13 protein-coding genes are annotated in these 12,110 nt (G+C 62.6%); 2 read left to right on the top strand and 11 right to left on the bottom strand.

The window, feature by feature from the left end:
- Nucleotides 1–32 precede the first annotated feature (32 nt).
- The 4 genes from tviB to rfbB form a co-directional block, all read right to left on the bottom strand.
- Complete coding sequence (tviB, locus tag NG900_RS09860; RefSeq protein ID WP_252679712.1) at nucleotides 33–1,310, bottom strand: Vi polysaccharide biosynthesis UDP-N-acetylglucosamine C-6 dehydrogenase TviB; 1,278 nt, start codon at nucleotides 1,308–1,310, stop codon at nucleotides 33–35.
- Nucleotides 1,311–1,387: 77 nt separating this feature from the next.
- Nucleotides 1,388–1,942 (bottom strand): dTDP-4-dehydrorhamnose 3,5-epimerase, encoded by a 555-nt coding sequence (gene rfbC, locus NG900_RS09865; RefSeq protein WP_252679714.1) that lies wholly within the window; start codon nucleotides 1,940–1,942, stop codon nucleotides 1,388–1,390.
- Between the two features lie 11 nt (nucleotides 1,943–1,953).
- Entirely contained in the window at nucleotides 1,954–2,868 is a 915-nt protein-coding gene (gene rfbD, locus NG900_RS09870) for a dTDP-4-dehydrorhamnose reductase (RefSeq protein WP_252679716.1), read from the bottom strand.
- Nucleotides 2,858–3,922, bottom strand: a complete 1,065-nt coding sequence (rfbB, locus tag NG900_RS09875) for a dTDP-glucose 4,6-dehydratase (RefSeq protein ID WP_252679718.1) — start codon at nucleotides 3,920–3,922, stop codon at nucleotides 2,858–2,860. Before rfbB ends, rfbD begins: the two co-directional genes overlap by 11 nt.
- Nucleotides 3,923–4,136: 214 nt before the next feature.
- Between rfbB and NG900_RS09880 the strand changes: the two genes are divergently transcribed.
- Entirely contained in the window at nucleotides 4,137–4,991 is an 855-nt protein-coding gene (locus NG900_RS09880; protein ID WP_252679845.1) for a symmetrical bis(5'-nucleosyl)-tetraphosphatase, read from the top strand.
- Nucleotides 4,992–5,000: 9 nt separating this feature from the next.
- Here the strand turns inward: NG900_RS09880 and NG900_RS09885 are convergent, their stop codons facing one another.
- The 7 genes from NG900_RS09885 to NG900_RS09915 form a co-directional block, all read right to left on the bottom strand.
- On the bottom strand, nucleotides 5,001–5,798 hold the full coding sequence (locus NG900_RS09885) for a lysophospholipid acyltransferase family protein (protein WP_252679720.1): 798 nt from the start codon (nucleotides 5,796–5,798) through the stop codon (nucleotides 5,001–5,003).
- Nucleotides 5,785–7,062 carry a dihydroorotase gene (locus NG900_RS09890; RefSeq protein ID WP_252679722.1) on the bottom strand — a complete coding sequence of 426 codons (1,278 nt, stop codon included), beginning with the start codon at nucleotides 7,060–7,062 and terminating at the stop codon, nucleotides 5,785–5,787. Before NG900_RS09890 ends, NG900_RS09885 begins: the two co-directional genes overlap by 14 nt.
- A gap of 8 nt (nucleotides 7,063–7,070) precedes the next feature.
- Complete coding sequence (locus tag NG900_RS09895) at nucleotides 7,071–8,042, bottom strand: aspartate carbamoyltransferase catalytic subunit (protein ID WP_039597599.1); 972 nt, start codon at nucleotides 8,040–8,042, stop codon at nucleotides 7,071–7,073.
- 66 nt (nucleotides 8,043–8,108) lie between these two features.
- Complete coding sequence (gene pyrR, locus NG900_RS09900; RefSeq protein ID WP_252679724.1) at nucleotides 8,109–8,627, bottom strand: bifunctional pyr operon transcriptional regulator/uracil phosphoribosyltransferase PyrR; 519 nt, start codon at nucleotides 8,625–8,627, stop codon at nucleotides 8,109–8,111.
- Complete coding sequence (gene ruvX, locus NG900_RS09905) at nucleotides 8,624–9,052, bottom strand: Holliday junction resolvase RuvX (protein ID WP_252679725.1); 429 nt, start codon at nucleotides 9,050–9,052, stop codon at nucleotides 8,624–8,626. The genes pyrR and ruvX overlap by 4 nt, the downstream gene beginning before the upstream one ends.
- Complete coding sequence (locus tag NG900_RS09910; RefSeq protein ID WP_252679726.1) at nucleotides 9,045–9,617, bottom strand: YqgE/AlgH family protein; 573 nt, start codon at nucleotides 9,615–9,617, stop codon at nucleotides 9,045–9,047. Before NG900_RS09910 ends, ruvX begins: the two co-directional genes overlap by 8 nt.
- 85 nt (nucleotides 9,618–9,702) lie before the next feature.
- Entirely contained in the window at nucleotides 9,703–10,455 is a 753-nt protein-coding gene (locus NG900_RS09915; protein WP_252679728.1) for a 16S rRNA pseudouridine(516) synthase, read from the bottom strand.
- 76 nt (nucleotides 10,456–10,531) lie between these two features.
- Here NG900_RS09915 and NG900_RS09920 point away from each other — a divergent pair, with 76 nt between their 5' ends.
- The gene (locus NG900_RS09920) at nucleotides 10,532–12,091 is read left to right on the top strand and encodes a cryptochrome/photolyase family protein (RefSeq protein WP_252679731.1); all 1,560 of its coding nucleotides are present in this window, start codon (nucleotides 10,532–10,534) and stop codon (nucleotides 12,089–12,091) included.
- Nucleotides 12,092–12,110 lie beyond the last annotated feature (19 nt).

Genomic DNA, 12,110 nt, shown 5'->3' on the forward strand with positions numbered 1-12,110 from the left:
GGTAATACGGTTTGCTCTTGTTCTATGTGTTCTTAAAGGCGCGCGTCTGCTGCTCCGTTTTTCAAAATGCCCTTCACGTCAAATAGCACCACGTCCGACACACCCAAAGCCTTGATGCCGGATTCCCCCATGGCGACGAACTCGCGGTGACCCACGGCTAGCACAATGGCAGCATAGGTTCCCAGGGGAGGCGGTTCTGACAGACACGTCAGTCCATATTCGTGCTTAGCATCATCTAGGTGGATCCAGGGATCGTAGATGTCTACGTGCGCGTTGTATCGCTGCAAGTTGCTCACGATGTCTACCACCTTGGTGTTGCGAACGTCGGGACAGTTCTCCTTAAACGTCAAACCCAGCACAAGTATCTTGCTGCCCAGCACAGGCAAATTCTTGCGCAGCATCAGCTTGACGGTTTCGTCCGCGACGTGGCTGGCCATGTTGTCGTTAATGCGACGGCCAGCGAGGATGACTTCAGGGTGATAGCCAACCTCTTGCGCTTTGTGCGTGAGGTAGTAAGGATCGACACCGATACAGTGACCGCCTACCAAGCCAGGACGGAACGGCAGAAAATTCCACTTCGTACCCGCGGCCTCCAGCACCTCCAAGGTGTCGATCTCCAAGCGGTGAAAGATCAAACTCAACTCATTCATCAAGGCGATATTGAGGTCGCGCTGAGTGTTCTCAATCACCTTCGCCGCCTCCGCCACCTTGATGCTGCTCGCCTTGTGGGTACCAGCCATGATGATCTGGCCATAGAGAGCGTCAACCCCGTCCGCGATCTCCGGAGTGCTTCCGCTGGTCACCTTCTTGATTGTCGGTAGACGGTGCTCTTTGTCACCCGGATTGATTCGCTCAGGGCTATATCCGCAGAAGAAGTCGACATTGAATTTCATGCCGCTCATACGCTCCAGCACCGGAACACAGACCTCCTCCGTAGCCCCGGGATAGACAGTGGACTCATAAATCACCACTGCATTTCGGGGCATCACCTTCCCAACAGTCTCACTAGCCTTGATCAGCGGGGTCATATCAGGCCGGTTGGCCTTATCAACCGGGGTCGGCACCGTTACGATAAAGACCTCGCAGGATTGCAAATCCTCCGGCGCACAGCTATAGCTAAGCTGGCTAGCAGTCTTCAGCTCTTCCACACTAACTTCAAGGGTCCCGTCCTGGCCAGACTGCAGTTCTACGATACGCGCCGGATTGATGTCAAACCCAACAACAGGCCGCTTCTTGCCGAATTCCACAGCCAAAGGCAGGCCAACATAACCGAGACCAATAACGGCAATCTTTGCTTGATTCAGGTTCATAAAGAAAGAACTAATAAATAAGACGAATTCAGTGTGCCGCGCGAGAGGTCATGCATCTCTTCGCCGGCATGGCGTGCTCAGACGTAGACCTCGGCAACACCCAAAGCCATTCCCTGCTGATCCTTCGCTGACAACACCGGTGGACAGTCGATATCCGGCCATTCAATGCCGATGCTCGGGTCATCCCACTTGATGCATCGTTCATGTTGAGGGGCGTAGTAGTCGGTCGTCTTGTACAGGAAATCCGCAGACTCGCTCAGCACGAGGAACCCATGCCCAAACCCGGGAGGAACCCATAGTTGCTTGTGGTTCTCCGCCGTCAACTCAACGCCGACCCATTTGCCAAACGTTGGTGAGCCCTTGCGAAGGTCCACCGCGGCATCAAAGACAGCACCGCTGACGACACGCACCAACTTGCCCTGCGGCTGTTCGAGCTGGTAGTGCAGCCCGCGCAGCACTCCTTTGCTACTCCGACTATGGTTGTCCTGAACAAAATCGAGATTCAAGCCGGTCGCCTCTACGAAGGATCTCTGGTTAAAAGTCTCGATGAAAAAACCGCGAGCATCCCCAAACACTTCTGGCTCGATCACCAGAACATCTGGAATTCCTGTGTGAGTAACCTTCAGACTCATTTGATTGCTACTCAAAGAATCTGGTCAAGCAGGAAATGAATACCCTGGCGCCAATTGGGAAGATGAATGCCGAACGTCCCACGCAACTTACTGGTGTCGAGGCGCGAATTGGCCGGCCGTGGCGCCGGCAATGGGTACTCGGCCGTAAGAATGGCGGCAATCGCCTCTGGGGCCACCTTGAGCTCCACGCCACGCGCCGCCGCGTAGTGCAATAGCTCGGTGGCATAACCGTGCCAGGTGGTCTCCCCTCCGGCGGCCAGGTGATAGGTGCCGCCAGGAAAGACCGAACGATCCGCTGCAAGCCATGAACGCGCGACAATCTGCGCTGTCACGTCAGCAATTAACGCGGCTGAGGTGGGCGCGCCGAACTGATCAGCAACAACATGCAGACAGTCCCGCTCGCGCCCCAGTTTCAGTATGGTTTTCGCAAAATTGCCGCCGTGCGCACCGGCTATCCAGCAGGTACGCAGCACCAGCGCGGTTGCGCCCGATACTGCGATTGCCTCCTCCCCGGCAAGCTTGCTCTTGCCGTAGACAGACCGCGGACTGGTCGCATCTGTCTCGACATACAGGCCGTCCTTAGTACCATCGAAGACATAGTCGGTGCTGTAGTGCACCAGTAGGCAGCCCAGTGCGCGCGCCTCTTCAGCTAGTACGCCCACTGCCGTGCCGTTAACGGCGAATGCGGTATCCGCGTCGCTCTCTGCCTTGTCCACTGCGGTATAGGCGGCTGGGTTGACGATCACGTCGGGGAGGCATTCGCGCACCAACTGGCGCAGCATGTCTGGCTGAGTCAGGTCACATGCGGCGCGGTCAAGCGCAATCACCTCGCCCAGCGGAGCCAGACTGCGCCGCAGCTCAAAGCCAACTTGGCCGTTACTTCCCGTTACCAGGAACTTCGGAATGGAGCCCGACTTACGCAGCATATTGCTTTGCCACCCAATTCCGGTACTCGCCAGACATCACGTCCTGCACCCAAGCCTGATTGTCCAGATACCACTGCACCGTCTTGCACAGCCCTGTTTCAAAGGTTTTAGCGGGTTTCCAGCCCAGTTCGCGTTCCAGCTTGCTTGTGTCGATGGCGTATCGACGATCATGGCCGGGACGATCCTTCACGAAGGTGATCTGATCGCGATAAGAGCCACTGTCCTTCGGCTTGAGCCAATCCAGCAGGTCGCACAAGGCGTGCACGACCTCAAGATTGCTCTTCTCGTTCCCTCCGCCAACGTTATAGGTCTCGCCCAAGCGGCCGCGGGCCAGCACCTCGCGGATGGCACTGCAATGGTCCTCAACGTAAAGCCAGTCGCGCACGTTCCGCCCATCACCATAGAGGGGCAGCGGCTTGCCGCTGAGCGCGTTGGTGATCATCAGCGGGATCAGCTTTTCCGGAAAGTGGTAAGGCCCGTAGCTGTTGGAGCAGTTAGTGGTCAGGACTGGCAAACCATATGTATGGTAATAGGCACGAACGAGGTGGTCCGATGCCGCCTTGGACGCCGAGTACGGGCTGTTGGGCGTGTACGGCGAGGTCTCGGAGAATCGCGAGTCGGTAGGACCGAGGGAGCCAAACACCTCGTCTGTCGAAACATGCAGAAACCGGAATGCCGCCTTGGCGTCACCATCGAGCCCATTCCAATAGGTACGCGCGGCTTCGAGCAGAGTGAACGTACCAATGATGTTTGTCTGTATAAAGTCGGCCGGCGCACGAATGGACCGATCGACATGGCTTTCTGCAGCAAAGTGCACCACCGCCCGTGGCTCGTAAGCAGCGAACAGGCGGTCCAATGCGGCACGGTCACAGATATCGGTCTGCGAGAAGACGTGGCGCGGATCACCCTCGACCGGAGCAAGCGTCCTACGATTGCCAGCGTAAGTCAGCTTATCAACATTGATTACACCATCCGCATCGGCATTGGAGAGCCAGTTCAGCACGAAATTGCCGCCGATGAAACCGGCACCGCCGGTAACGAGGATGTGGGACAAAACTCTGTGCTCCTTGCTGCGGGCTCAGCCACGCGCATTGCGGTTCCGCGCGATACCCCCATCGGAGGGAACGGAATATTACATACGATTGGAAGTGCCGTATTCTATCCGACCCTAAGGTAAGCCCCTGCCGATGACTGTCATCTTTTTGTAGCGCGCCGTAACACAATTGACGTATTGAGGCTTAATAGTCCTTTGAGCACTACAGCGCCGCATCACCACTGTGTCGATCCCTCCTCACGCCATCGGCGACCTCCAAGGCTGCTGCTCACCGCTGCAGACCCTCCTGGCGGCCCTACCCGCCAACGCCCCACTACGCTTCATCGGCGACCTCATCAACCGCGGCCCCGACTCCCTCGGCACGCTGCGCCAGGTCACCGCCCTTTGCGAGGCGGGCCGCGCCCGCACAGTCCTCGGCAACCACGACATCCACCTATTGGCCGTGGCCGCCGGCGTGCGCAAACCAGGCAAGCGCGACACCATCACCGACATCCTCTCCGCGCCCGATAGCGACCAACTCATCACATGGCTGCGCCACCAGCCCTTGGCCATCTTCGAAAATAGCTTCCTGATGGTCCACGCCGGCGTCCTGCCACAATGGACGACAGGCGACGTGCTGGAATTGGCCGGCGCAGTGGAACGCGAACTGCGCAGCCCCCACTGGAAAACTTTCCTGGCTGACGCTTTCGGCAACCACCCGGACAAGTGGAGCAACGATCTCGTCGGCATGGACCGCCTGCGCTTGACGATCAACGCCCTCACCCGCCTGCGCTTCTGCAAGCCTGACGGCACGATGGAGTTCGAGACGACCGACGCCGACGGCGCACCCGATGGTCACATGCCATGGTTCGACGTACCGGGCCGCCGCACACGCGGCACGCCCATCGTCTTCGGACATTGGTCCACGCGCGGGCTGGTGATGCGCGACGATGTAATGGGCCTGGATACCGGCTGCGTATGGGGCGGCAAGCTCACGGCAGCGAAGCTATCGCTGGCGCCCGCCGGGCGTGACGTGATCCAGGTGGATTGCGAGCAGGCGCAAGACCCGCTCGCGCACAAGAAGAAATAACCGGTTGGCCTAGCCCGCGCGGTTGATCAGCGCGGCCACGGCTTCCTGGCTGTGCGCCGCAAGCGCCCGCCGGTCCATCTCCGGGGCGACGGCCGGGCCCACAAGCACCTCCACCACCAGCGGCGGCCCGTTCAGGATCGCGTTGATCGTATCCATCATCGACAAGTCGCCGATATACGCGGGAATCGTCGTCAACTCGCCCGTGGCGGCAACGCGGTAGCGCAGCGCCAGCGGGCGGATCGGCGCACCGGCGCTCACGGGCGCCTGGAACAGGTTGGCGTGAAACGGCAGCAACTGCAGCCCGTCCGACGTCGTCCCTTCGGGGAATACGCAGATCGCATCGCCACCGCGTAGCGCATGGGCAATGTCATGCATGATGCGGTGCGCATCGCGCTTGCGGGCGCGCTCGACAAACAGCACACCCGTCTGCGCGCACAGCCAGCCGATCACCGGCCAGCTACGGATTTCCGATTTGGCGACGAAGCGCGGCGGGTGCCAGCTGTTGATGGCGTAGATGTCGATCCACGACACGTGATTCGACACCAGCATCGAGCCCGCCAGATCCTTGCCCTGCGCCGGCTCGCCATGCACGACGAGCGAGAACCGGAACAACGCCAGCAGCTTGCGCGACCAGCGCTGGATCAGCGCCTGCTTGCGCACGGGGCCGATCCACCAGAATAGCAACGCGCACGTGGCAAGGCCCTCGACCAGATGCACGAGCAGGCGCAACTTGCGCAGGATGTGCCTGCGCTGCGGCAGGCTCACCTCGGCTGGCGCGCTCGCCATGCGCTCGTCAATGCCCGTCATACGCCAGGTGGCCAGCGACCAACGTGGCGCGCACGCGGCCAGCCAACTCGAAGCCGAGGTACGGCGAGTTCTTGCCCTGGCTGCGCAGGTTGCGCGGCTCCAGTGTCCAGGTGGCATCGGGGTCGAACACGCACACATCGGCCATCGCGCCCACTTCGAGCGAACCCGCATGCAGTCCCAGCACGCGCGCCGGTTCACTGGTGATGCGCGCCAGCGCCTTCGGCAACTCCACCTTGTGCTCGGCGGCCCAGCGCAGCGTCAGCGGCAGCAGGGTTTCGAGGCCGGTGGCGCCGGGCGAGGCTTCGGCAAACGGCAGCAGCTTCTCGTCGTCATCCACGGGCGTGTGGTCGGAGCAGATCGCGTCGATGGTGCCATCGGACAGCGCACGCACGATGCCGTCGCGATCGCGGCTCGAGCGCAGCGGCGGCACAAAGCGCATCTGCGAATTAAAGTAGCCGATGTCGACGTCGGTCAGCGAGATGTGGTGGACGTTCACATCACACGTGACCGGCAGGCCTTCGGCCTTGGCGCGGCGCACCAGCTCGATGCCGGCGGCTGACGACAGGCGGCACAGGTGCACGCGCGCGCCAGTTGTACGCATCAGTTCAAAGATGGTGTGCAGGCGCACCGTTTCCGAAATCACCGGCACGCCCGACAGGCCCATGCGCGAAGCCAACGGGCCGCTCGCGGCCACGCCACCTTTGCCCAGGTACGGATCTTCCGGGCGCAGCCAGACCGTAAAGCCGAAGGTCTGCGCGTACTGCAGCGCGCGCATCAGCACCTGCGTGTCGGCCATCGGCGCGTCGGCTTGCGAGAAACCCACGCAGCCCGACTCTGTCAGTTCGGCCATCTCGGTCAGCACCGCGCCCTTCAGGCCGACAGTGAGTGCGCCAAGCGGATACACGTGCGCCTGGTTCAGGTTGCGCGCGCGGAACTTGAGCATCTCGACCAGGCCAGGCTCGTCCAGCACGGGGTCGGTATCGGGCGGGCACACCAGCGAGGTCACGCCACCCGCCATGGCAGCAGCCATTTCCGATTCGAGCGTCGCCTTGTATTCGTAGCCCGGTTCGCGCAGGCGTGCAGAGAGGTCGATCAGCCCCGGGCAGACGATCAGCCCCGTCGCGTCGACCGTCTTGTTGGCGTGGAAATCCGCCGGTGCGTGGCCAACGCCCACCACCTTGCTTGCCGCGATGTAGAGGTCCTGTTGCGCGTCGATGCCGTTGGCCGGGTCGATCAGGCGGCCGCCCTTGATATGCAGTTTCATCGCTGTTCTTAGTCGTTGTTGCCGGCCACGATGCCCATCACGGCCATACGGACCGCAATGCCGAACGTCACCTGGTTCAGGATCACCGATTGCGCGCCATCGGCCACGGCGGAGTCGATCTCCACGCCGCGATTCATCGGGCCCGGGTGCATGACGATGGCGTCGGGCTTGGCCAGCGCCAGGCGCTCCTGCGTGAGGCCATAGGCCTTGAAGTATTCCTGCGCAGAGGGCAGCAGCGCGCCGCTCATGCGCTCGTTCTGCAGGCGCAGCATGATGACCACGTCCACACCCTTGAGGCCCTCTTCCATGTTGTGGAAGACGCGCACGCCCATATGCTCCAAGCCGCCGGGCAGCAGCGTGCGCGGGCCGATTGCGCGCACCTCGGCGCAGCCCAGCGTCGTGAGCGCGTGGATGTCGGAACGCGCCACGCGCGAGTGCAGGATGTCACCGACGATCGCCACCGTCAGGTTCGAGAAGTCCTTCTTGTAGTGGCGGATGGTGAACATGTCGAGCAGCCCCTGCGTGGGGTGCGCGTGGCGGCCATCGCCCGCGTTGATCACGTGCACGTGCGGTGCGACGTGCTCGGCAATCAGGTACGGCGCGCCCGAACTTGCATGCCGCACGACGAACATGTCCGCCTGCATGGCCGACAGGTTGTTGATCGTGTCGAGCAGCGACTCGCCCTTGCTGGTGGACGACGCGTTGATGTTCAGGTTGATCACGTCCGCCGACAGCCGCTTGGCCGCAATCTCGAACGTGGTGCGCGTACGCGTGGAGTTCTCGAAGAACAGGTTGAACACGCTTTTGCCGCGCAGCAGCGGCACCTTCTTCACCTCGCGGTCGGAATCTGATACGGAGACGAACTGCTGCGCGGTGTCCAGCACGTGCGTGAGGATGTCGCGCGACAGCCCCTCGATCGACAGCAGGTGCTTGAGCTCGCCGTTTTTCGTGAGCTGCGGGTTGGCGAAAGTCTTGGGCATGGAGAAACGAAAGGCGACGAGGTCAGGTCAAGTCAGGACAAAACAGAAGCGATGCAGCGCGCGGGCTCAGACACCCTTGGGCTCACGCGTGAAGGTGAAGCGTGCGGAGGCACCCTCGCCGGCTTTGCTCAGCACGAGCGACTCGTCAACCGACAGCGTGATGCGCTCGCCGATGTAATCAGGCGCCACGGGCAACTGGCGCTCGCCGCGATCCACCAGCACGGCGAGCTCCACTGCAGCCGGGCGGCCGTAATCGAACAGCTCGTTGATGGCGGCTCGGATGGTGCGGCCGCTGGCCAACACGTCGTCCACCAGCAGGATGCGGCGCTCGTTCACGTCAAACGGCAGCGTGGTCGGCTGCGCCTTGGCGTGCAGGCCCTTCTTGGCGTAGTCGTCGCGGTGCATGGCGACGTTGACGACACCGTATTCGGGCAGGCCCAGGTCATGCGCGAGGCGCTTGGCGATCCAGGCGCCACCGCTGACGATTCCGGCGATGGACCACGCGTGGCCCTCAGCCATCCGCGTGCGCAGTTGTGCGACGAGGCTCTGGTACAGGGCCTCGGCATCGATCTGTTGCGATGTCATGATTCGTCGAAGAACTGTTGGAGGATGATGCGCGCGGCTTCCGCGTCGAGCACATCGTCGGAGGCACCGGCATCCTGCGCGGCGATCGAGGAATATCGCTCGTCCACCCAGGTGACCGGCAGGCCATAGCGGCCATGCAATTGATTGCCGAAGCGCTTGGCAAGCTTGATCATCGGCTGCTCTTCCCCATCGGGGTGCACCGGCATGCCGACCACGAAGCCGACCGGCTGCCATTCGCTCACCAGCCGCGTGATCTGCGCAAAACGGAAGTCGACCGAGCGGTTGGGGATGGTTTCCAGCGCCCGCGCCGAGCGCGACACCGTATTGCCCAGCGCCACACCGATGCGTTTTTCGCCGTAATCGAATGCCAGCAAGGTGCCGTCAACAGGCACGGAAGCGATGGCCGGATGCACCGGCTCAGGCATGCCCTGCCTCGCCCGACAGCATGGCGGGGTTGATGCCGAGCAGGTTCAGCGCTGCAGCAAACCGCGCTTCGGCAGGCACATTGAAGATGATCTCGGGATCAGCCTGGACGGTCAGCCAGCCGTTGCGGCTAAGTTCGTCTTCCAGTTGACCGGCGCTCCAGCCGGCGTACCCAAGCGTCAGGATGAAGCGCTGCGGCCCGCCGCCCTGGGCGACCGCTTCGAGCACATCCTTGGAAGTGGTCATTTCCAGCCCGCCCGGCACCGCCAGCGACGACGAATACGCGCCCGTGGCGTCATGCAGCACAAAGCCGCGCTCGGTCTGCACCGGGCCGCCGTAATACACGGGCTGTTCTGCGAGGGGGTGGATTTCGAGCTTGAGGTCGATCTTGTCGAACAGCGTCGCCAAGTCGATATCAATGGGTCGGTTGATGACGAGGCCGAGCGCACCGCGCTCGTTGTGCTCGCACATGTACACGACCGTGCCCGAAAAGGTGGAGTCCGCCATGCCGGGCATAGCGATCAGGAACTGATTCGTGAGATTGATAGGTGCGTCCGGCGAGGCCATGGGGCTAGTTTACCAAAAGCCCTCGGCCACCGCCCCTTTCATTTGAGAAAAGACCCGGTGGCGCCAACTGGCTTCGTGTGATGATTCATGCACTCGGCGCGCCTGCATGCGGCGGGGTGGTGTTCAGCGCCTCCAGATCGGCGGCGTCCAGCCAGCGCCAGTCACCCGGGGCCAGATCATCCCCCAGCGACAACCCGCCGATGGCGCTGCGGTGCAGCCCCGCCACGTGGTTGCCTGCTGCGGCCACCATGCGTTTCACCTGGTGGTATTTGCCCTGCGTGAGCGCCATGCGCAGGTGGTGCGTGTCCACGCGTTCGGCCCAGGCGGCGGCGACGTTTTCATTTTCATCGGCCAGCAGCACGCCGGCACACAGTTGGGCGACCTGCGCGTCGGTCACCGGTTCGGCGGTGGTGATTTCGTACACCTTGGGCACCTGGTGGCGCGGGCTGGTAAGCGTGTGGACGAACTGGCCGTCGTCGGTGAGCAGCAGCAGGCCGGTGGTGTCCTGATCGAGCCGGCCCACGCACTGCACGCCGCGCTCGCGCAGCGGCACGGGCAGCAGCGAGTACACGCTCGGGTGGTGCTTCGGCTTTTGCGAGCACTCCACCCCTGCCGGCTTGTGGATCATCAGGTAGGCGCGCGCATGGTACGTCCAGCGCTCGCCATCCACGTCAAGCACCAGACCGGCGGTGTCGACCAGCGCATCGGGGTCTTCCATTTCCACACCGTTGATGAAAACGAGCCCTGCCAGCACGAGGTCCTTGCAATAGCGGCGCGTGCCGAAGCCCTGGGATTGCAGGATGCGATACAGCGGAAGACGAGCAGAAGAATCAGCCATGACAACAACGTGAAGAAGACAATACAGCCGGGTTTTTGCGATACGCTCGGCCAGTTTCCGTCCAAGCCGATTCCCCATGCCGAACCCCGCCTCAAACCGCCAACCGTACGCGATCGGCGCGCATTTCCAGCGCGGGCTGGTGTGGTTCCGGCGCGATCTGCGGCACTTTGACCACGCGGCGCTGCATTATGCCCTGCGCCACTGCCGCCAGGTCTATTGCGTGTTCGTGTTCGACCGCGACATCCTTGACGCGCTGCTAGCGCGGGGGCTGCGGGCCGATCGCCGCATCGAGTTCATCCGTGCGTCCGTCGAGGCACTGCGCGCCGTGCTGCGCGAAGCCGGCGGCGACCTCATCGTCGTGCATGACCACCCGCGCCACGCGATTCCCGATCTCGCCCGCCAACTCGACATCGAAGCTGTCTTCGCCAACCACGACGAAGAGCCCAGCGCGCAGGCCCGCGACGAAGCCGTGCGAACGACGCTCGCCCAGCAGCCGTGCGCGTGGTTCGACTTCAAGGACCAGGTGATCTTCGAGCGCGATGAAATCCTGAACGGACAAGGCAAGCCGTATGGCGTCTTCACGCCTTACAAGAATGCGTGGCTGGCCGCGCTCACGCCGTTCGACCTGCGCGCGTATCCGACCGAGCCGTACTTTGGCGCGCTGGCCAAACCGCCACAAGCACTCGCGCCTGCCACGCCTACGCTGGAAGCGATGGGCTTTGCACGTTCGAACCTGTCGGAGCTCGCCCTGCCCACCGGCATGTCGGGCGCAGAGGCATTGCTGGAGGATTTCGAAAACCGCATCGACGACTACCACGCGCGCCGCGACTTCCCCGCCGTGCGCGGGCCGAGCTATCTGTCGACGCACCTGCGTTTTGGCACCGTATCGATCCGCACACTCGCAGCGCGCGCGCATGCCGCCATGCTGCGCGGCAGCCGAGGCGCGGCGACGTGGCTGTCGGAACTGATCTGGCGCGAGTTCTATTTCATGATCCTGCACCACCGCCCCGATCTGGCGCATGGCGCATCGTTCCACCCGGAATTCGACCGCATCCGCTGGGTGGACGGCGAGCTTGGCGACGCCCGCTTCGAAGCATGGAAAACCGCGCGCACCGGCTACCCGCTGGTGGACGCGGCCATGCTGCAGATCTTCCAGAGTGGCTATATGCACAACCGCCTGCGCATGGTGGCGGCCAGCTTTCTCATCAAGGACCTGGGCATCGATTGGCGGCGCGGCGAGCAGTACTTTGCCGACGTGCTCAACGACTTCGACTTCGCGGCCAACAACGGCGGCTGGCAGTGGGCGGCCTCCTCCGGGTGCGATGCGCAGCCGTGGTTCCGCATCTTCAACCCGGTCACCCAATCGGAGAAGTTCGACCCGCAGGGCCGCTTCATCCGCAAGTACCTGCCGCAGCTCGCCAGGCTGCCCGACAAGTACATCCACGCGCCATGGACGGCCCCGGCCGATGTGCTGAAGGATGCGGGCGTCGTGCTGGGCGAGACTTACCCACACCCGATCGTCGATCATGCCGGCGCGCGCGCCGCCACGCTCGATCGCTATGCGGTGACCAAGGCGGATCGCACCTCGGGCGCGGAAGCGGCATCGCTCGGTAGAACCAGCCCACGCAACAACTGACGCGCCAAAGACAACGGGC

This window comes from Ralstonia soli, from assembly GCF_023955655.1.
GTDB classification, from domain to species: Bacteria; Pseudomonadota; Gammaproteobacteria; order Burkholderiales; family Burkholderiaceae; genus Ralstonia; species Ralstonia soli.